Source organism: Ruminococcus sp. AM26-12LB, assembly GCF_003480785.1.
Taxonomy (GTDB): Bacteria; Bacillota; Clostridia; order Lachnospirales; family Lachnospiraceae; genus Blautia_A; species Blautia_A fusiformis.
On record NZ_QUJX01000010.1, the window covers coordinates 87,499 to 109,239 of the forward strand.

Annotated in this window: 21 protein-coding genes; all 21 read left to right on the top strand. The window is 42.6% G+C overall.

The window, feature by feature from the left end; genetic code table 11:
• Window positions 1-1,416 (top strand): relaxase/mobilization nuclease domain-containing protein, encoded by a 1,416-nt coding sequence (locus DW694_RS09175; protein WP_118752881.1) that lies wholly within the window; start codon window positions 1-3, stop codon window positions 1,414-1,416.
• Complete coding sequence (locus tag DW694_RS09180) at window positions 1,417-2,370, top strand: hypothetical protein (protein WP_117467697.1); 954 nt, start codon at window positions 1,417-1,419, stop codon at window positions 2,368-2,370. It begins immediately after the preceding gene.
• Window positions 2,371-2,790, top strand: coding sequence for a hypothetical protein (locus DW694_RS09185; protein WP_117467696.1), 420 nt, complete (start codon window positions 2,371-2,373; stop codon window positions 2,788-2,790). It abuts the gene before it with no gap.
• A gap of 10 nt (window positions 2,791-2,800) precedes the next feature.
• Entirely contained in the window at window positions 2,801-3,964 is a 1,164-nt protein-coding gene (locus tag DW694_RS09190) for a PcfB family protein (RefSeq protein ID WP_117467695.1), read from the top strand.
• A gap of 93 nt (window positions 3,965-4,057) precedes the next feature.
• Window positions 4,058-6,088: a VirD4-like conjugal transfer protein, CD1115 family gene (locus DW694_RS09195; protein ID WP_242999530.1), complete on the top strand. Its 2,031-nt coding sequence runs from the start codon at window positions 4,058-4,060 to the stop codon at window positions 6,086-6,088.
• 111 nt (window positions 6,089-6,199) lie between these two features.
• The gene (locus tag DW694_RS09200) at window positions 6,200-6,538 is read left to right on the top strand and encodes a hypothetical protein (RefSeq protein ID WP_021651237.1); all 339 of its coding nucleotides are present in this window, start codon (window positions 6,200-6,202) and stop codon (window positions 6,536-6,538) included.
• Between the two features lie 47 nt (window positions 6,539-6,585).
• On the top strand, window positions 6,586-7,422 hold the full coding sequence (locus tag DW694_RS09205; RefSeq protein WP_025577460.1) for a hypothetical protein: 837 nt from the start codon (window positions 6,586-6,588) through the stop codon (window positions 7,420-7,422).
• A 12-nt stretch (window positions 7,423-7,434) separates the two neighbouring features.
• Window positions 7,435-8,379 carry a site-specific DNA-methyltransferase gene (locus DW694_RS09210; protein ID WP_286186955.1) on the top strand — a complete coding sequence of 315 codons (945 nt, stop codon included), beginning with the start codon at window positions 7,435-7,437 and terminating at the stop codon, window positions 8,377-8,379.
• A gap of 17 nt (window positions 8,380-8,396) precedes the next feature.
• A complete protein-coding gene (locus DW694_RS09215; protein WP_117689846.1) occupies window positions 8,397-9,209 on the top strand; it encodes a DUF4313 domain-containing protein in 813 nt (270 codons plus the stop codon).
• Between the two features lie 23 nt (window positions 9,210-9,232).
• Window positions 9,233-9,733: a PrgI family protein gene (locus DW694_RS09220; RefSeq protein ID WP_055056111.1), complete on the top strand. Its 501-nt coding sequence runs from the start codon at window positions 9,233-9,235 to the stop codon at window positions 9,731-9,733.
• 130 nt (window positions 9,734-9,863) lie between these two features.
• A complete protein-coding gene (locus DW694_RS09225; RefSeq protein ID WP_055173279.1) occupies window positions 9,864-12,230 on the top strand; it encodes a VirB4-like conjugal transfer ATPase, CD1110 family in 2,367 nt (788 codons plus the stop codon).
• 173 nt (window positions 12,231-12,403) lie between these two features.
• Window positions 12,404-12,526 carry a hypothetical protein gene (locus DW694_RS17210; protein ID WP_255610470.1) on the top strand — a complete coding sequence of 41 codons (123 nt, stop codon included), beginning with the start codon at window positions 12,404-12,406 and terminating at the stop codon, window positions 12,524-12,526.
• Window positions 12,510-13,031, top strand: coding sequence for a JAB domain-containing protein (locus DW694_RS09230; protein WP_055173282.1), 522 nt, complete (start codon window positions 12,510-12,512; stop codon window positions 13,029-13,031). The genes DW694_RS17210 and DW694_RS09230 overlap by 17 nt, the downstream gene beginning before the upstream one ends.
• Before the next feature lie 168 nt (window positions 13,032-13,199).
• A complete protein-coding gene (locus tag DW694_RS16915) occupies window positions 13,200-14,639 on the top strand; it encodes a viroplasmin family protein (RefSeq protein ID WP_021650937.1) in 1,440 nt (479 codons plus the stop codon).
• 25 nt (window positions 14,640-14,664) lie between these two features.
• Window positions 14,665-15,030 carry a type II toxin-antitoxin system RnlB family antitoxin gene (locus DW694_RS09240; protein WP_021650936.1) on the top strand — a complete coding sequence of 122 codons (366 nt, stop codon included), beginning with the start codon at window positions 14,665-14,667 and terminating at the stop codon, window positions 15,028-15,030.
• Window positions 15,031-15,113: 83 nt separating this feature from the next.
• Window positions 15,114-16,454, top strand: coding sequence for an LPD25 domain-containing protein (locus DW694_RS09245; protein WP_118752882.1), 1,341 nt, complete (start codon window positions 15,114-15,116; stop codon window positions 16,452-16,454).
• Between the two features lie 59 nt (window positions 16,455-16,513).
• A complete protein-coding gene (locus tag DW694_RS09250; RefSeq protein WP_330421669.1) occupies window positions 16,514-17,419 on the top strand; it encodes a phosphoadenosine phosphosulfate reductase family protein in 906 nt (301 codons plus the stop codon).
• 63 nt (window positions 17,420-17,482) lie between these two features.
• Window positions 17,483-17,944, top strand: a complete 462-nt coding sequence (locus DW694_RS09255) for a hypothetical protein (RefSeq protein ID WP_025577477.1) — start codon at window positions 17,483-17,485, stop codon at window positions 17,942-17,944.
• Complete coding sequence (locus tag DW694_RS09260; RefSeq protein WP_118752883.1) at window positions 17,934-20,030, top strand: NlpC/P60 family protein; 2,097 nt, start codon at window positions 17,934-17,936, stop codon at window positions 20,028-20,030. Before DW694_RS09255 ends, DW694_RS09260 begins: the two co-directional genes overlap by 11 nt.
• 12 nt (window positions 20,031-20,042) lie before the next feature.
• Entirely contained in the window at window positions 20,043-20,249 is a 207-nt protein-coding gene (locus DW694_RS09265; RefSeq protein WP_055056107.1) for a DpnD/PcfM family protein, read from the top strand.
• An 804-nt stretch (window positions 20,250-21,053) separates the two neighbouring features.
• On the top strand, window positions 21,054-21,365 hold the full coding sequence (locus DW694_RS17450) for a TnpV protein (RefSeq protein WP_353530041.1): 312 nt from the start codon (window positions 21,054-21,056) through the stop codon (window positions 21,363-21,365).
• Window positions 21,366-21,741: the final 376 nt, after the last annotated feature.

Here is a 21,741-nt window from a genome sequence, read left to right on the forward strand (position 1 = left end):
ATGGCAATTACAAAGTGCCTGCACATGAAACAGGCGAAAACAGGTTATCCGGCAAAACATCTGGCAAACGGTCTTCGCTATATTATGAACCCGGAGAAAACAGAACATGGCCGCTATGTCTGTGGGCATAACTGTATTCCCGAACAGGCATTATCCAAGATGGTAGATACCAAACGTCATTTTGGAAAGCTGGATAAAAGGCAGGGTTACCATTTCATTCTTTCGTTTGAGGAAGATGAGGTTTCGGAAGAAGAAGCCTTCCAAGTGGTAGGAGAGTTTGTGACAGAATTTCTTGGGAAGGATTTTGAAGCGGTTTATGCAGTCCATAATGATACGGATCATATTCATGGGCACATTATTTTTAATTCGGTACGCTGTACTACAGGATATAAATACGATTATAAAAACAGGGATTGGGAAAACATTATCCAGCCTCTGACCAACCGGATATGCAAGGAGCATGGTTTATCTGTGCTTGATCTGGAAAAGGTAAAGGAGAAACGTAAACAAAAAGGACAGGAAGAAACATCTCTTTCGGAACGGGACAGGCGGATTAAAAGAGATATGGATCAGGCATTACAGGACGCAGGTTCTTATGAGGAATTTCTTGAAAATCTTTCCAACATGGGATATGAGCTGCGGGGGAGAAAACGTCTTTCCGTTCGGGAACCCGGAGCAGGAAGGGCAAGGCGGCTGGACCAGCTAGGGGAAGAATATACAGAGGAAAGGCTTCGGCAGCGTTTTGGACGCCTTCCAATCCCGGAAATAACCGGAGAGGAGATACCGGTAGAATGGACGTATGTGTTTATTCCATACCGGGAGCGGCATTTGACCAGATACCAGAAGGAACGCTTTCTTCGCAGGTACCGGCAGGGGAAACCAATGGCAGACTCTAAAACCTGGAAATACAGGGCAGCAATCCAGGAATTGAAAAAATTGCAGGAGGAATTTGATTTTCTGGCAACTTATCGCATACAGGATAAGGCGCAGTTGAAAGCCATTTCTGATGCAACAAAGGAACAGCTTTGGGAAAACAGCAGGGCAAGAAAGCAGTTACGAAAAGAAATGCTTCCTTATGAGGAAATGCTTCTGCTTCTCAATAAGCTGCAGGAAAAACAGATGGAAGCAGAACTTTATCAGGAAGGGTATCAGGAATTTTTTCAAGACCACCAGACATACCAAAACCTTCTTGGGCAGTTAAAAGAAATGGGATATTCCTTGTCTGAGGCAGAACAGACAGACGCTTATTTCTTTGAGAAAGAGGAGCGTTTGCGGATTGAACGGAAAAAAATCTTAAAAGAAAAAAGGATTGCAGAGCGTCTGAGTGAAAAAGCAGAAGAAAAAGAAAACTTGGAAGCACAACAGAAGGAAAAGAATAGGGAAACGTCTGCAAGGGGCAGAGGAAAAGGAGGGTAAATGACAGTAGAAGGACAACGGTATCTGGAAGAATGCCGGAAAGTTTTAAAAGAAGAACAGATGGACGCAGTTTCTATGGGGCTGGATTTTGGTCTTCCTGTTTCGGATATCCAGAAGGTAGTTAAGAGTAACCAGGAAGCCCCGGTGATGAAAGCAATCATCATAGGGCTTATGGAAGGGATTGGGGAAATCGACTTTTTATGTGAAGGAAATTATAACCAGTTCCAGGTACGGGAAATCGTAGAGGGCTTAAAAAACGGGCTGGATCTGGAAGAGGTGAAAACCTATGCCGGAAATGAACTGCCGGCCAGCCGTATGCGGACCATGCGGATACAACTGGAAGAGTCAAAGGCAAAAAAAGAAGTTCCGAAAGATGAAGAAATGCGTTCTTATATGAAAAATCTTATGGGGATCATGGAACAATCCATTCAGCAGTTCCAGGAAAGCAATGACCGTTTTACAGCCTTGTCCTCTCTGGTAAAGGAGCATGTTGTTGAAGAGAAAAACCAGGAGATTAAAGACCTGTATGAGAACCTGCAATATAAAGATAAAAACATACAGGAATTAAAAGAAAAGCTGGCAAAGAAAGAGCAGGAAATTCAGGATCTGAAAAAAGAAGCAGAAAAATACAGGGAAAAAACAGAAGCTGCTTCCAGGGAAACAAAAGTGGTATTGGAAGAAAAAAGCATACAAACAGCGGAAGGGCTGCAAAAAAGTAAGCGCCGGCTGCTTGGGATTGCCATGCTTGGGAAAAAAGTACCCAAAAGTGTTGTGGAGAAAATTCTGGAATATAACCTGTCCGCAGAACAGTTGGAAGAAATCCGTCAGTGCGTAGAAAGTGGGCTGGCAGATGCAGAAATTCTTCAGGTGATGGAGAACAGCCCTTCACCAGAGAGAATGAAAAAAATGCGGGAAATTATCCTTTTGATGCGGAAACGGAAGGCGGGTGTGTAAATGGCAGAACTTGAACATGTGGTAAAAACATTTTCCCTTTTGGAAGCTGCCGAAAAGGAACAGCCCTTTCTTACCAGGGAGCAGAAACAGGATTTGTACCGTATTGCTTTTCATAAGGAGTCTATGGAAGAGGTAGAAAAAATTATTTTGCAGTTACAGGTGCCTCATGCAGGAAAGGAAGAAAAAGAGCGTATCCTTTCCCATTACCTTGAACCGTTTTTTCAGGTTCCGGAAAATATTTTGCAGATTGAGAATTATATTTTTCAGCTTCAATATATGACCTATGAAAAGGAAAAAGCAAACCACATGCTGGAGGCTCTCTTAAAACAGGAAAATATCCAGTATGACCTGGAAGCCATGCTTACAGAAGGAAAAATAAAGGCGGCTGTTCCAGTAAAAAAGGACAGGGCAATGGGATAGGAGGGAGAGCATGAGTGAAATACAAGATGCGGCGCAGATCATTAAAGTTTCCTTTGAAGGCGCAGAAATCATTCTGAAAATGGGAAATACAGGCTGGCAGTTTGTAAAAGATATTTGTGCGGTATTTAAAAAAGTTCTGGACCAGGAAAAACTGTCAGGGAAAACTTCTGTACAAAAGCTCCTGAAAATGGGAGGCGATTTACAGGTTTTCCGTTTTGAAACAAAAGACCTGGAGCGGGTAAAAGCCCTGGCAAATAAGTATGGGATTTTATATTCCATTTTGCCGGATTTGAATGAGAAGGATGGTATGAGTGAAATTTTGTTCCATTCCCAGGCAGCACCCCGTATTCAGTCCATGATGGCAAAAATTGAACATTCCAATATTGGGACGTTAGATGAATACTATGAAAATGCAGAGCCGGATAAGGTGGAGCAGTTGGTAGAAGAAGTAAAAAAGCCTGCCCTGCCGGAGCCGAAGGAGTGTGAACTGGTTGCGCGGGAGCTGGCGAAAAACCAGGTGGAGAAGATCAGTGATGTCCGTTCCCGTCTGAATATGACCTGGCTTCAGATCTGGCCGATTATCTGCTACATGGAAGAACAGGGGATTTTGGAGAAAGGGAAGGAAGGTACGGTAACACTGACCAGGACACCGGAACAGATGGAAGAATTGGTAGATTCCCAGCAGTGGAAACAGTTGTTTGGGGAAGAGGAAGCCCAAAGACGCAGCACTGGAAGCAGCCAGGAAACAGAAGAAAAGATGCAGGTCATTCAGCGTATCCAAAAGGAGAAACGGAACAATCCAGGTGTGAATGCCATTACTATAGACCAGAAGCTGGTATATGAAGAAACAGAGCATCATATCAAAACCAGGATTCCGTACCGTAAGAATGAATTTATCTGGCTGGATAAATCGGAAATTAGCTGGATTAATGACCATAAGACGATTTTTGCAGGATTGGAAAAGAAGAAGGAGTATGCAATTTTAGACCTGGAGGACCGATTTCTTAGAAAAACTTCGGGGGAAGATTTATATAGGGAAAGCTATGACCCGGTACACAGGGAACGTGCCAGACAGGAGCAGGAAAAGATACGCAGAAGAAGGGAGCAGAATTACAGGAAGGCACAACAGAACCTGGAAGCAGGGAAAAGAACCATACAGGGGCGAAGGAGGTAGAGAACCGGAGCAATTCAGAAAAAGAAGAAACAGTCCTGGGGCATGTATCTTATTGGTGGCATAGCTTCCGGCTATGGAGGTTATCTCTTGAACGTGTGTTATCAGCCCGGAAAGGATATCAATTATTTTTTAAACCGTCTGGATCAGGTGATGGTAGCCCCGTTTGCCAATTATTGGAACGAAACTTCCTTAAAAGCAATCATTTTGGGGATTTTTGTATATGTGATTGGTATGGTCATGTATGTCACCAGCCGGAAAAACTATATGCCGGGACAGGAATTTGGTACCGCTGTTTTTGCAGATCCGAAAAAAGTGGCAAAGCAGTTTGCGGATAAAGATGAACACAATAACCTGATCTTATCCCAGAATGTCAGGCTGTCCATGAATACCAGAAAGACCAGGAGAAACCTAAATGTCCTGGTAATCGGAGGAAGCGGCGCTGGAAAAACCTTGTTCATGGTGAAACCCAATCTCCTTCAGTTAAGCAGGGCTTCCCAGATCATTACAGATCCCAAAGGGGAGATTTTAAGATGCTGCGGAGGTATGCTGAAAGCGCATGGATACCGGATACGGGTGCTGAACCTGGTGGAAATGGAGCAGTCTAACGGATATAATCCATTCCGCTATATCCGCTCTGAAACAGATATTGTAAAACTGGTTACCAACCTGATCAATAATACCACACCGAAAAACGCACAGCCCAGTGATCCATTCTGGGAGAAAGCCGAGTCTTTGTACTTGCAGGCCATTTTTCTTTATGTGTGGCAGGAGTGTGAAATGGAGAAAAGGAATTTCCGTATGGTTCTGCAGCTTTTGAATGAGGCGGAAGTCCATGCAGACGGTTCCCCTTCTGATTTAGACCGGCGTTTCCGCAGACTGGAGAGAAAAAAGGGAAGCAATCACCCTGCTTTAATCCAGTATAATAAAGTGGTCCGGGGTGCCGGAGATACGGTAAGGAGTATCATCATTTCCGCAAATGCAAGGCTGGGATTGTTACAGAACCCACAAATTTTGCGGATTCTGGATCATGATGAAATGGAGATTGAGGAGATTGGGCTTGGTGTTGACGGGGACAGAAACCGGAAGACTGCACTTTTTTGTGTAACGCCGGATTCGGATAAGAGTTATGCCTTTTTAATTGGTATGCTTTATTCCCAGATTTTCCAGGAATTGTATTACCAGGCAGACTTCCATTACAATGGAAAACTTCCCATTAACGTCAATTTTATGCTGGACGAATTTGCCAACGTGCCATTGCCAGATGACTACTGCAGCCTCCTTAGTACCATGCGTTCCAGGAATATTTCATGTACCATTTTTATCCAAAACCTTGCCCAGATCAAGGCTTTGTTTGAGAAAACCTGGGAAACCATACCGGGTAATTGTGATTCTCTGGTATATCTTGGTGGGAATGAACAGTCCACGCATAAGTATATCAGTGAGTCCCTGGGAAAAGGGACCATTGATAAAAAAAGCAGTGGGGAAACCAAAGGCCGGCAAGGGAGCAGTTCCCGGAATTATGATGTGCTGGGGCGTGAGCTTTTGACACCGGACGAAACCCGAAAGCTGGATAACTCAGAGTGTATTTTGTTAATCAGGGGTTGTGATCCTATTATTGATAAGAAATACAATACTTTTGCACACTCCAGATTTTCGGAAACAGAAGATGGCGGGGCTGCGCCTTATATCCATGACAGAATGGCTGCCCAAAAACAGGCGGTACAGATTTTAAGTGAAGAATCCCTGGATTATTATAAGAAGAAAAAGGAACAGGGAGAAGATGTTCAGATTGTGGAACTGTCTTTTGATGAAATTTTTTCTTATGAGCCTATTCCTAAGAAGATTTTTTCGGAGGAAGAGCTGAAAGAGAACCAGAAGAAGAGAACGGTAGAGGAGGTGAGGCCGCCGAAGAAAACGGAAAAACCGGTACAGACAGAGGAAGAAAAACTTTCTGAATTATTGGAAAGCCATGTTTATAATGAGGAACAGTTGGGAGAAATCATGCTTGCCATTGGTGCTGGAATTTCGTATGATAAAATCCTTCAAATGGCAGATACAAAAAACAGTGCTGAAAAGATGAAGGAAATCCGTAAAAAATTTACAAAAGAAACAGCCTCGGATTAAAGAAGGCAGATTTTTGGAAACCTGTAGTTTTTGCATTACGCAGGGCAGGTTTTCAAAAATCTGTCTTTTTGCGTAATGCGGTATTAATCACATGAAAAGGAGTAAAAAGATATGAAGATCAAAGAGGTTATCAGAAAGAAACAGAACCGCTTGAAAAAATCTCTACTGGGAGTCCTGGCAGTAAGCGCTGCCACTGTTTCCCTGTTCCCCCAGACTGTCATGGCTTCCGGGGTAAGTGACGTGACACAGCCGCTTATGAATTTAAAGACACTGGTGATCAGTATTATCGGTGCGGTGGGTGTGATTATCCTGGCAAAAAACGTGATGGAATTTGCACAGGCTTACCAACAGCAGGACAGTTCTTCTATGAACAGTGCCATTAAAGGAATTGTTGCAGGGCTTATTATGGCAGCCATTTCCTCCGTTCTTACTTTCCTGGGAATTAGCTAAAACCATTCTTCTTTTTGAGATAAGCAGATAAGAAGAGAGGTGAAGTGATGTTTAATTTAGGAGAGGCGATCCTTGCACTTTTGGAAATCGTGTTTGGATTTTGGAATAACCAGGTCAGCCTCGTATTTGAACTTTTAGGACAGTCCCCTACCGGGTTCAAAGGAGGCGGGCCCTGGGGGATCATTGAAGGGATTGAACCCCTTTTTGTTGGGATAGGCTCTGCCCTGGTAGTCCTTTTTTTCGTCATTGGGTTTTGTGCAGAGTCGGTAGATATCCGGGAAGAAATCCGGTTTGAAGCAATCCTCCGTATGTTTATCCGGGTTGCCATTGCACAGTGGCTGGTATCTTATAACATTACCATTATGAAAGCCCTGTTTACTTCCTGTGGAAACCTGGTGGGGCATTTGGGGCAAAACCAGAGTGTGGAGTTATCCATTGACCCGGCGCAGGCAGAAGTGATCAAAGATTTGGGATTTGGAACCAGTATCGTGTTCCTGATACTTGCTGTTTTCCTGTCTTTAATCGTTATTATCTGTGGTTTCTTCCTGCTGTACAATGTTTATTTCCGCTTTTTGAAAATTATGGTAATTGTACCTTTTGGGGCGATTGCCAGCAGTACCCTGGCTGGAAACCGGGGGCTTAGCAATACCTTTGTAGCCTATATGAAATATTTTATCAGTGTCGTTTTTGAGGCAGTCACAATGGCGCTGGCAATTCTTTTGTGTAACCAGTTTATTTCCTCCGGACTTCCGACCTTTACCGGAGATTATGAGGACTGGGCCAAAACCCTGATTTATTTGGGGGAAATGACCTTTACGGTTGCGCTGACGGTAGGCACTGTAAAAGGAGCGCAGAACCTGACTTCCAGGGCACTGGGATTGTAGGAGGAAAGGATTGTGCAGGAAAAAGGGATACAGATGACACTATTTGAATATTTTCAGGACGCAGAATGCTTCAGCCTTAAAGAAGCAGTGGCTTGTGTAGAACAGGTAAAAGAGGTAAAAGAACCCAGTATCCGGGTAAGAATTTATGAGGGAATAGAAAAGGGGCTTTTTTCCAGGATAGCCAAAGGAGTCTATACGGTTACCAAAGAACAGGACGGAGAAGAGGTAACTTGTATGCTGGTTCAGGGAAATGGCAGGGATTTGAGCTTTTTAAAAGATAACAGTATAGATGCCATTATTACAGACCATGCTTATGACCTGAAAAAAAGCCTGAAAGGGGGAAACCGGGATTTTGCCGCCTATGAATGTTTTCAATATACGCAGGAAGACTTTGATGAAAAATACCGGGTGTTGAAAAAAGGGTGTTTTCTGGTAGAGTTCATGCCGGAAGAAAATGGGGAAAATTATGAATACCTCTATCAGATGAAAAAAATGGCGAAAGAAGCAGGACTTGAATATTATGCAAAAGTCGCCTGGAAAAAAGGAAATTTCGTTGCCAATACGGGAAGAAAATCTAAAAATACGGAAGAGATTGCATTTTTTACGAAAGGAAAAGCCAGGAATTTACGCCCAGATGCGAAAAAGGATAAGGCGGAGCCAGGAATATCCCACTATATGTCAGGCGCCAGGGGAATGCTTCCAACGGTCTTTGACATTGAACCGCCAGGGAAAAACTCCCGTATTCATCAGGCAGAAAAACCAGTGCAACTTTTGCAGCAGATCCTTGGATTTGTAACAGAAGAAAAGGAGTGGGTACTGGATCAGTTTGCAGGTTCGTTTTCCCTGGGGGAAGCAGCACTTTTAAATGAACGGAATGCAATCTGCATTGAAATTAATGAAGAATATTTTGAAAAGGGAAAAGAAAGGCTTCTGTCTGCAAAGAGCAGGAGCCGGTAAGAAGGGAGGATATGTAAATGGAACAGGAAGAAAAACTCAGCCTGGATTTTGGCAATGGGGAGATCTATGAGGTCTGGCTGGAAGTTGCAACTTATCCGGCTGATAAAAACATCAAAGTTTGTGTGTTTACGGAAAAAGAGGAAGAGATATGGAAACTTTTTGAATTGACCACAGATATGGGAATTCCGCTGGAAAAGAACCAGACCTTTTTGCTCCCAGGCTATGATCTGGAGCAGATCGTAGAATTTATCAAAAAAAACGGGCTTGGACAGTTAAAAGAAGAAATTTGCTGTTCTGGTTGTATGGAATATCCACTGTTTGAATTTCAGGAAGAAACTTTAAAGAAATTGGACCCGGAGGGATATGCAGCCTATGAGCAGGCATACCAGGAACGGGGAGAAGTAAAAAATCCAGAATTTCAAAAGGAAATCAAAACAGCAGATTTTCAATGGGCGTATGAAACCGAAGAACTGGCATTGCGGGTAGATTATTACGCAATGAACCAGAACCTTTATGTGGAACTGTATAGTAAGGAAGATGGGGCGTGGGAACCGTTTTCAGATTTGACCGTAAACCTTCCCGGATATTGCCTGGAACCTGGAACTGCCTGTATCAGCGGTGATTTTAGTAAGGAAAATATCCAATTTATTCAGGAGCATGGACTGGGAACTTTGCTTCCCTGGAAGGCACAATCCGGTATGGGGCAGTACGCGGTGGTGAAATTTCATCTGGAGGAGCTGCGTAAGTTTGACCAGGCTGGGGTTGCCGCCTTTTGCAATCAACATGGATTACAGAAAACCATGCAGGAAGAGCGAAGACAGAGCAGATAAAAAACAGATACAGGAGGTTATGTATGGAGATTGAATTAAGTGAGGACCTACAGCATTATAAAGAATCCCTGGTTCTAGGACTTACAGCAAAACAGTTTTTGTTTTCGGCATTGGCATTGGGCGTAGGAACTGGGATTGTCCTGCTTTTGTATGAAAAAATCGGGATTACTTTGAGCTGTTATGTGGCAACCCCTTTTGTTGTACCTCTGGCACTGACTGGGTTTTATAACTATCATGGGCTGACATTCTGGCAGTTTGCAGGGAAGATGATTTATTTTTCCTTTTTTAACCGCCCTTTGGTGTATGGCTCTACGGAATCGGTGCAGGAACTGAAACAGATTTATATGGAAACCCGTCAGGAAGAAGAACGGGAAGTACAGCAAAGGAAAAAGGAACAGAAAAAAGAGAAGAAAGGTGGCGATGTCAACGTGGTGAAAAAGAAGGCAATCCGTATGGGAATTGTAACGGTAGTGATGATTGTACTTGGTGCGGCAGCAGCGGTGTGGTATAAGATGTACCGTTGACCAGAATATTCAATCAAGGCGTGAAATAGCGCCTGCTCTCCATTTCAGGAGAGGGATACACAGACATGTAGCGGCAGATGGAAGCTGCTGTGTTTGTGGTCCCATCTGCCTGAAAGGAGGAAATTAGAGATTGTCAATTTTTTCAGATAAGTTTGACCAGTTAAAAAAAGCAGATAAAGCAGTAAAATCCCCGAAATATCTTCAGGAAGTCATGGGGATTGGGAGAATTGCAGAAAATGGCATTTTTGAAGTAGGGAAGGGGATATATTCCAGGACATACCGTTTTTTGGATATTAACTATGTAACCGCAGGTGCAGAAGAACAGATGCGGATTTTAAAGCAGTATTGTAAGACGGTAAATGCCATTGATATATATTTTCTTATTACCATTTTTAATCGGAATAAAAATATGCAGGATTTCCGGGAGCATGTACTTTTCCAGGAAAAAGGAGATGGTTTTAACTGGCTGCGTGGAAGTTATAATCAGATTATTGAAAAGCGCATTGTAGATGGAAGGCAGGGGATTGAGCAGGAAAAACTGCTGACTGTATGTGTAGAACGGAAATCCTACGAACAGGCAAAAGCATTTTTTGCCACTTTTGAAGCTACCTTAAAACAGAACTTTGGAGAACTTGGTTCCTGCATTGAAGAATTAAATGCAGAAGAGCGGCTGCGGGTACTTTTCAATTTTTACCGTATAGGGGAAGAAGAACAATTCTCCTTTGATTTCAGACAGGCGTTAAAAAAGGGCGGTGATCCTAAAAATGATATTTCACCAGGGTATATGCAGTTTTACCCAGGTTATTTTGAAACGGAACGGAAAAAATGCAGGGCATTATTCATTAAAAAATATCCGTCTTCTTTATCGGATACCTTTTTAAATGAGATTACCAGTCTTCCGGTTCATAGCATCACTACAATCTGCATTGTACCAGTACCAAAAGAACTGGCAAATAAGGTTCTTCAGAAGAAATATCTGGGCATTGAAAATGATATTTTAAAGCAGCAGAGAGTCCGTAATAAAAATAACGACTTTTCCAGTGACATTTCTCATATCAAGAAAGTCCAGAAGGAGAAGATTGTAAATCTTATGGACGACGTGCGGGAAAATGACCAGAACCTGTTTTATACAGGGGTTAATTTCTTGATCATGGCAGAGGACAAAAAGGAGTTAGACAGTGTAACCGAAACCATTAAAAATATCGGCAATGGACGCATGTGCCAGATTGAAACCCACTATTATCAGCAGAGGGAAGCTATGAATACCATACTTCCAGTGGGAAACCGGCAGATCAGCACAATGCGGACCATGCTCACCAGGGATATTGCAGCCCTTCTTCCCTTTAATGTACAGGAATTAAACGAAAAGTCCGGCGTCTGCTATGGCATTAACCAGGTTTCTCATAACCTTTGCATTGGAAACCGGAAAAAACTGGCAAATGGAAATGGAATGGTATTCGGTGTCCCCGGCTCCGGAAAATCCTATTTCAGTAAGTCGGAAATGCTGCAGGTGTTCTTAGGAACAGATGATGATATTATCTGTATCGATCCGACACTGGAATATTTTGATATTGCAGAAGCCCTGGGAAACCAGGCGGCAATCATTAACCTGTCTACCTATACAAAGAATTACATCAATCCTTTGGAGATGGATGTCTGGGCGCTGGATTTAAACGATTCCCAGGGATATATCCGAGATAAAGGGGAATTTATGCTGGGGCTGTGTGAACAATGTTACGGGGATAATCTAAACAGCCGCCATAAATCCATTATAGACCGTTGTGTACGAAAGCTGTATATCGACATTGCAAAGGCAAGGGAAAAGCATATCCCTACCATGTCAGAATTTTATGAGTTATTGTTGGAGCAGCCAGAAGAAGAGGCAAAGGACATTGCTTTATCGTTGGAGCTGTTTGTAAATGGCTCTTTAAATATTTTCAATAACCATACCAATGTGAATGTACAGGCAAGGTTCATTGTCTATGGTACCAGGGACCTGGGGAAAGAGCTGGGAGCCATTTCCACTCTGGTCATGCTGGAAAATATCAGTGCCAGGATTGCAGAAAACGCAAAGAAAGGAAGGGCAACCTGGCTTTATATAGATGAGTTCCATACGGTTCTTGACCGGGAGTATAGTGCGAAATTTTTGTTCAGCCTCTGGAAAAAAGTGAGGAAGCAAGGGGGACTATGCACAGGAATCACCCAAAATTTGGTTGATATGCTGCAGAACTATACAGCCATGACCATGCTGGGGAACAGTGAGTTTATTGCCCTGTTAAAGCAGTCCAATGTAGACAGTCAGGAATTATCCACTGCAGCAGGAATTCCAGAAGCACAATTAAAATATGTAGATAATTCTCCTTCCGGTACGGGGATCATTAAGTATGGAAATACCTGTATTCCATTTGATAACCGTATGGAAAAAGAAGCCAATCCGCTGTATGCGCTTTTCAATACCAACCTTCACGAAAAGGCGTTGCAGACAAAGCAGGAGTAATGTAATCTGAAAGGAACTTTTTCTTTTATCTGTAAAGGAAAAGGTATGACAGACGAGAAAAAATTAGGCAACAGCAAAAATTATAAGTCGGTAAAGTAGAAAAAGGATAGGACAAAAAGAGTGCAGTTCTTTTATCAGGCACTCTTTTTGTATATCATGGGAAAGGTGGCAGAATGGCTGAAACATATCAAATAGAAATGAATTTAGAACAGTTGGAAAGACTTTTAAAAAATCTGCCGGAGGGAATTATGCTGGAGATTTGTTTTGGAAAGGAAGAACATGGAGAAGACACATAAAATAGATGTGGTAAGTATACGCCTGGTGGAAGAACCTCCTCTATACAGTAGTAAAGAATTAAAAAATCCCTGTGATGTGGCAGAACTCTTTCAGGATTTTTTAAAAGATTGTGACCGGGAAATGTTCTGTATTTTAAACCTTCGGACAAAAAACCAGGTTATTAATGTCAACGTAGTAGGTATGGGAACGTTAAATAGTGTACTGGTTCACCCAAGAGAAGTATTCAAATCTGCGATTTTATCCAATGCCAGCAGTATCATTTTGGCACATAACCACCCTTCCGGTGATCCAGAACCAAGCAGGCATGATATAGAAGTGACAAAGCGATTGGCAGAAGCCGGCAATCTTATGGGGATTGAGGTGTTGGATCATATCGTGGTGGCTGAGAACCGGTATTTTAGTTTCAGGGAAGAAAACATACTGCCAGAATACTTTCAAATGGAAGAAGTAGCAGCAGAGCAATCTCTTCCTTATGTAAAGAGTGAGAAAGAGAAGGTACATTAATTATTGCAACAGTGAAATACATTGACTGGTTTTGACAGAACATGTATAATAAAATAAGAAACAGAAAATAAAAGTAGCTAAATAGACAAATATCGTCAAAGTGTAAACATAAAATTCTTGACGAACAGGTTGTATTATGCTATAATCCCAAATCTTGAAGGAGTATACATGGCAAAGAAAAAAGTTTATGCTGTAAAAAAGGGTAAGCAAACCGGTTTGTTTTATTCATGGAATGAGTGTAAAGAGTCGGTAAGTGGATATCCGGGAGCAGAGTATAAAGGTTTTGAAACAGAAGAGGAAGCGAAAAACTATTTAGAGAATAGGATACAAGAAATTAAAAAAGTAGATATAGAAGAGAACACAACAAACCAGTTAGTTGTATATGTAGATGGTAGTTTTGATGAGAAAATAGGAAAATATGCTTTTGGGTGTATTATTCTTACACCAAGAGGAGAAACTATTAGAGAATCAGGAAATGGAAATGAACCGGACTCTTTAGCAATTAGAAATGTTGCTGGTGAAATGCTTGGTGCTATGTATGCAGTACAATGGGCAATTAAGAATGGTTATCATAACTTAGAACTTCGTTATGATTATGAAGGAATTGAAAAGTGGGCTCAAGGAGAATGGAAGGCAAAGAATACACTTACTCAGAAATATGCAAATTTTATGAAGAGTAAATCAGATATTCTAAAAATTTCTTATCAAAAGGTAAAAGCTCATTCTGGAGATCATTATAATGAAGAAGCAGATAAATTAGCCAAAGCTGCTTTAACAGAAGGTAATGGGATTCCTAAAGTTAAAAGAGGCGATTTTTGGTTTACAGTTGAGGGAATTTCAGATGAAGATTTGTCAACAGTTATAGCACTTGCTGTTGATGAAATTGGAAAAGACAATCTAATTATAGATGAAAAAAAGATTGCTCATGGAAAAGCAGTTTCTTTAAAATGTAACAAAAGTAAAGATAGAGTAGTTGTGACACATTATCAAAAGCATAATAAAGTAGTAATGCAAGGAAGACCAGAAGTGTTATTTTCTACTATTATTGGATATATTACTGAATTAATAGAAGTAGAAGAAATTCCTAAAATTTTTAATGACACATATAATCTTAACATAGATAAAGACGAGGTTCGCTCTGAATTTCAGTTTTATATGCCAAATGCTTATGATAAGCTACCGTCTAAGAAAATGGAAAGATCTCTTCATCAGGCTGTGTATAATTTAAAGGTCACAGATGATATGTTTGATGGAACATATTTGGCTCAGCCGGCAATTCGTGTTGTAGAAGCACAATTAAAAATAGCATTAATAGAATGTGGTATTATACCAAATGCGCAGTACATCAAAGAAAATCATTTTGATATGTTTGATAAAATAGGTGTAAAATATAAGCTGAAACCAGAGAGATATGGAAATGCAAAGCCTGAGCAGGTAAAGTATATTGGAAATATTTATACGTTTTATAACAGCAATCGCCATCCAATAGAACATTGGGATGACCCTACAGCACCAATTGATACTACAAAGATGCTGGATATAAAAGGTGCTCATGATTTGATTAAAAGAGCATTGGCGATTATTGATGAATATTATGAAGTGATTTAGAAATTAGGAGAAAGGAGTAAGTTAGATGAATAACTTTGATATGATTGTGATAAGTGAAGAAAAAGAAAATATTCTTGTGGTTATGAAGACTAGCGAGCCTCCTTTTGATTACCTTGCAGAGATTGAGGCTTCGCTAAGGGAAAAACACTATATCGGTGTAGTAATGATTGATGAATTGCTACATAGTGGGAATACGGAAGAACGGTTTATTCAGGGATACTTTGATGGTGCCCGGTTTGACAGTGGGCAATTTGCCTTTGAGCTTGTTCCGAAAAAGAGCAAATTAAGGGAACCTGTTTGTTTTTACTTGCATCAAGACAGGGAAAGCCTTGAATATTCTATTTTAACGACCAGACAGCAGAAGCTGATTGAGCATGGCTGTATCATTTAAAAAGAAAATAAGAAGTAACACAAAGAGCATTATCGCTAAAAACGGTAGTGCTTTTTTTGTGCATAAAAAGGAGGTATTGCTACGTGGAAAAAGGTGAGATGGGCGAGAATGCCACCGGACGTTTGACAACGTATTATGTGGCAGAATGTATGGAATTTAACCGCTATGGAGAATACAGGGAGGATATCCACAGTGCAGAAGAGGCAGTAAAGATCTATCAGAGTATTCCTTCTGAAAGGTTGAATGCAGGAAAAGGAATTGGGCTTCATGTGGAGGAAGAAGATGGTATTCCATTGGAATTTTCCCTGGTTTATAACGGGGAGTTGGATGTGGATCTTTTGAGAGATATCTATGATCAAAACCAATACCCAGAGGTTTTTATAGCTGCCAGGGAACTGAGTGCTTATCTTCCGGAAACAAAAGTCATTGATACCAAAGGGCTTTTAACAGAGAAAACCTTGGAGGCTACTGTTTTTGCAGATGAAATGATTAAACTGGAAAAAAATCTTGACCCTGATTTTTACCATACCTTTTATCCGAAAGAAGCAGAACATAAGGAAGCTATTATATGGAAAGCCTTATGTCAAGACGGAAAAGAGGAATACAGCAGGTGGCTGGGAAGCAAGATATTTGAGCAGAAATCAGTGTTGAAAGAACAGGCAGACAAGCTAAAGACAACACTGGAACAGGTAAAACTTATTCCGCCGGTGGACTTGAAACCCTTTGTGTATGTGCGGATCAGTGAACACCCGGACATTCCATTGGAAGAAGCCATGCCATTAAATCAAGCGGTAGAATTGTTCGGAAAGCTGGATCGGCAGGCAGTGGAAGAGAAAGATATGGCAGGTTATTACAAAACACATTTTGAAATCTGTTTTCTCTCAGAGGGGGAAGTCATGTCTTATACCGGGCGCCAGGATTTTGGTGACGGGGAAGGAAATCTGCTGGATCATGTAAAAGCATTTGCAGATTATTATCTCCATACAGAAGAAGGGCAGCAGCTTATGAAACAGACCGCCAGGACAACAGAAGAATGGGAACATGAACAACAGCAAATGAGATGGGTACTGGAGGAGATGCTTCCTACCCTTCAGTATTTCTGCAACCTGGAAAAACTGGAAACAGCGGTTCTGGAAGAACAGGAAATAGAAAAGAAAGTCCCTTTACTGACGCAGGGGGACGCATCACGAAAAGCATATCAGGAAGCCATGCTTGCCTATATCCGGGAAAGCAGGATTGCATTAAATACAGGGAAGGAGCTGCCTTGTATGCCGGATATCCGGGATTTTGCAACTGCCTGTCCGGATAAATCATACAAAGAACAGGTTATGGAAGAGATACGACAGGAAGCAGAGTCATACGGTATGACCGTAGAAGCGTATGCAGCAAATGGATATGAGCCGCCAAAAAGGGGCGGCAGATAAAATTAGGAAAGGAGGCGGAGTTTTGGCCATGTAAAAGATATCTTCCCTCCTGAAAAAAATTGGATTTAGAAAAAACAGCAATAGAACGTATCCGCACTGCCAGCCAGATGTCCCTGCAACATTATGGGCTTCCTTTGGTAGTGACGGACAGTGGAGGAAAAGACAGCGCCGTATGCAGGGAACTGGTGCGGCGTTCCGGCGTGCCATTTGAACTGATGCACAACCTGACTACTGCAGATGCCCCACAGACTATTTATTATGTGAGGGAACAGTTTCAGAAGGCAGAACAGGCCGGTATAACTTGTAGTATCAATAAACCTTACTATAAAGGGCAGCGGATAACTATGTGGAGCCTGATCCCCATGAAAATGATCCCTCCTACCAGGACTATCCGGTATTGTTGTGAGGTTCTAAAAGAAAATGGTGGGGCTGGGCGTTTTATCACCACAGGTGTCCGGTGGGCAGAAAGCCGAAAGCGGAGGAAAAACAGGGGGATTTATGAAAACTTTGTCCCAAATGGAAAAAAACGTGCCATTATTTTAAATAATGATAATGATGATACCAGGCGACTCTTTGAATCATGCCTGTCAAGGGGCAAACACGTATGCAATCCCATTGTTGACTGGAGTGACCAGCAGGTCTGGGAGTATATCCAGGCAGAGAAAATACCCATGAACCCTCTTTACGAAATGGGATTTCACTGGGTTGGCTGTGTAGGCTGTCCTATGGCAGGAAAACAAAGATACCGGGAGTTCCGCATCTTCCCGACCTATGAGAGGGCTTACCGGCGGGCTTTTGCTAAAATGCTGGAGTTAAGGAAAGCTGCAGGAAGGCAGTGCAATTCCCGCTTATGGTCAGATGTAGATGCTTTTTTCCGTTGGTGGATGGAGGATCCTGGTATCCCCGGACAGTATGAATTGTCCTTTCATGAAGATACCAATGAGATTTATTATGACTATTTGTAGTGGAAGGGAGGAGGAATTATCGCAAAATATCAATTATCTTTTGGACTGCAGTATGAAGCCTGGATGCTGGAAATCCGTATTCCGGACTGGCTGGAGTTTCCTTCTAAGGAGCAGGCACTAAAATATGGTGAGCAAGCTGAGGTTTCCGTTTTCTTAAAAGCGGAAGCTATTTTTTTGCTCTTTGATGGCAGTAAGGAGAAGATTTTACCGCAGCAGACGGAACTTTATCAGTTTTCCTACCTGAAAGAAAAGACTTATGACAGACTGGGACCGCCACTTTCCCCGGAAGACATAGACCATTTGGTAGAAGTGGGGGAATTGGAGCAGGTACTGTTCAGTGAAAAATATATCCTGACAGAAGATGATTACCAGGAATTTTCCGGAAACCTTATGGAAGCCTTTCAGGAATTGGAAAAGGAGTACGGTCCACCACCCAGAGAAAAGGAACAGGGGTATCTGTTTCAGGCGCTCTGGTATCAGGCAGAAGAATTAAACCCCGGAGAGGGGGACTGCTTTGGAGATTAAGGTAAAAAAAGAAAAAGAGCCGGAGCTGAAATTAAAAAAAGAAGCCCAGGTGACGGTGCATAAGAAAAATCCTATTTTATCTGCAAAGGAAAAGAAAGCTGCTTTTACCTCTAAGCCGGTGGCCGATCTTTTAGGGCAGAGAAAGAAAAAAGAAGGGGCAGAAAAAGGGAAACAGCCGAAGCAGGGCAGAGAAGCGCTGTTTGAAAAACAAAAGGAAAAGAAAAAGCAAGCCGGGAAAGAGGCAGCAATCCGGGGAGCAGCAGAAGATAGAAAACAAAATGGAAAGGCCAAAAGCACCGTATCTGTACCGGGAACCTTACAGCCGGATCAGATGAAACAGGGGGTAGCACCAAACAGTCAGCCCTCTGCTGGTTTCCAGGCGAAGGAACAGTATCGGAGGGAACAGGCTGCAAAGCTGGCGGAAACAAAAAAATCTTCCCTGGCGAAGCAGACTGCCATAAAAGGGGTACGCCGGGGAGAGGCTGCTATATTGACCCAGTTAGAGGGCGGGGAGGAAGTCAATGATTCCCTTTATGTCATGGGGACAGCAACAAAACCGGCAGAAAAGCTGTGGAAGGATCGGAATTATAGAAAGGCAGAGCAGGAATTAAAGGTAAAACAGGCAGATGGGAAGATCACCAATAAGCAGTTTTACAGACAAACAAGAGCAGTGAAAAAGAAACATATGGAGAAACAGAAAAAACAGGCAGTCCGGCAGAGAAAAATCCAGTATATGATCAATAAGCTCACCGGAAATGGGCAGCAGGACAGTTTGGCACAGGTGGCAAAAGATATTGTAAAGATGAAAGCCTCTGTGTTTATGCTGAAGGTGGTCCAGTTTGCCGGGGCGCTTTTGGCTCCGCTGTTCAGTATTCTTCTTGTGGTGGCAATCCCTGTAGTGATTATCTTTTTCCTCTTATACTGTTCGCCACTTGGTGCGTTCATGCCAAATCCGTCTGAGGAGAACCCTACCGTCCGAGAAGTTTTAAGCGGTTACTACATGGACTTTAATACAAAACTTGGACAAAATGGGGAAGATGGGGCAGTTACCTATCTCCATGAGAAAAACGGGAATTATGTGAGTAATTACTATGATACTTTAATGGTTTATATGGTGAAGTATGGAACCGGGGATATAGGTGTGGATATGGATCAGCGGCATAAGGACAAGCTGAAGGAAATCTTTGATGAAATGAACAGTTTTGAAAACACGACCATAACCACCACCATAAAGGCAGGGGAAAGCCTGGGAAATGTTGTCACCAGCGGTTATTGCCAGTGCAGTATCTGTTGTGGACAGTGGGCAGGAGGACCTACAGCCTCCGGTGTCATGCCAAAACCGGACCATACCATTGCAGTAGATGCACAAAACCCCTTTGTCCCTATGGGAACCAGGATCATTATGAACGGGATTGAATATACCGTAGAAGATACCGGAGCATTTGACCGGTATGGAGTACAATTTGATGTTTTCTGTGCAGATCATGCAACTGCGTCTGCCTGGGGACATCAGACTTTTGAAGCGTTTCTGGCAGATGGGGACGAAAATGAGATTACGGTAACAAAGAAGGGCTGCTACGTCAAGAACCTGAATTATGAGGACTATATTGCACTTGGAAAGCTGACCGAAAAAGAAGAAGAACTTTTAAGGGAAGTCATGAGTGAGGAATTCCGAAATGAGATCCCTTCCTTTGGCGTAGGAAGTGACGTTGCAAATCTGGCACTGACGAAGGTAGGCTGCAAATACAGTCAGGAACACCGGTATGAGGAAGGATATTATGATTGCAGTTCCCTGGTACAGCGGTTGTATCAGGAGGTAGGCATTTCCCTTCCGGCGATTGCCTCTACCCAGGGAGAATTTATGGTAACACATGGGTTGGAAGTTACAGAAGGCGAACTGGAGCCGGGAGATCTGATTTTTTATTCTTATGAGCAGAATGGGCAGTTCCGCAATATTTCCCATGTGGCAATTTATGTTGGTAATGGCAGAATGGTACATGCAGCCAACAGCAGACGTGGAGTAGTGAATGACCCGTTCAATCCGTCGAACATTGGGCTGTATGGAAGACCCAGCCGCTTGCAGTAAGAAAGGAGAAGCATGGACGAAAAAGAATATGAAGTGACCATAACAGAAGTCCTGGAGAAAAAAGTAAGATACCGGGGCAGGAATGAACTGGAGGCAACTGCAAAAGCAGAAGCAGATTATTATGCAGAAAAAATCGTGCTGGGGGCAGATGATTTTTCCTATCGTGATATTTCTGCAAAAGAACTGGTACCTGTAAAAGAAAGAAGGAACAGCAGATGAAGCATATCACAAAAGTACGGGAACTGTATGAGGAAACCATACACTGGATTTCAGAGTCGGAGTATTCCTGGAAAAATTTCCTTTCCTGCATGGGGCGCTTGTATCAGTTGGACTTCTTAAATACCTGTATGGTATATGCCCAGCGCCCAGATGCGTCCGTTCTTGCAGGATATGATGCCTGGCTGGAAATGGATTTGCCGGTTGCCAGAGGAAGTAAAGGAATTGCAGTATTTCCTTCCAAAATTTTCGGGGAAGGAGTTACCCATGTTTATGATATTCAAGATGTAAAGGGACAGGGAATCCGGCCCTGGAACTGGCAGGTGAATGGGACAAACCGCAGACTGCTGGCAAGGGAGCTGTTCCCGGAAATCTACGAACAGGAAAAAAAGTTTAAAAATTCTTTAGACGCCTTTACAAGAACAAATGTTTGGTTTATGATAGAAGAGGAAGATGAAATTTTAAAATCCTTGCAGAAGCTGGCTGTCCTTATCGGAGAGGGACAGGAGGTAAAAGAAAACCAGATTACAGAGTTTCTTGTAAACAGTGTCTGTTATGCGGTGAAAAGCCGCTGCGGTATCCGAGATGACACCCTGGATTTTTCTTTTATCTGCGGTTTTTCAGAGAATGAGGAGGTTCTGTACCGGACAGGACGGTTAGTATCCCATTTATCTGGGCGGATTGTGTTACAGATTGCAAGGACCATGAAGAACATAGACCTTGAAAGGAGGCAGTATTATGGAAGGGATCGCAGGAATCCAGTACAGGGAAATGAATGGCGTACAGATACCAGTCTTAGAGGGCGTGATGAGCGAGGAGAAGATGCTGGCGTCCCTGAACCGTTACGGCAGGATCGCAGCACAGGAAATGAAGAGAACGGACCAGGCACAATACGAAATGATGCTCCTGTCCGGGAAACTGATGGAGCGGCTTATGAAAATCCAGACAGAAGCGGAGGAATACCACGAGAAACTGGCAGAAAGTTTTCTGAAGACCTGGACCAGGGAGGACAGGATAGACCCTTACAACACGTTGGAAATGACCAACCTTCGGATACAGGCGGATATGGAAGCACAGAAACAGGTTATGGAGGAGATCATTCAGCTCAGGATCGGATAAAACAGGAAAAAACAGAAGAGGATACAGAGAAAGGAACTGCTTCGGCGGTTCCTTTTCTGTCTGGGGAGATAGAACCTGCACAGCCGGAAAACTGGCAGAAAGAGAAAATTCTTCTGGAAATGACGGAGCAGGAGATACCATATAAAATTTATGAGTTTTACCGGAACAATCCAGAGGAAACAGACCGGGAAGCTTATCTTTATGAATTGTATGGAGATGTAAAAAGAGAAGCCCATACAAAAGACGGTATCCTGACCGCAGAAAGCGGTTCCAGTGGTTTTTATATCCTTTGGAGTGAGGGAACTTCCATGAAGGAGGCGTTCTGGTACTGGGACGAAGTTTCTTTGGAAATTGGGAAACGGATTGAAAAAGGGAC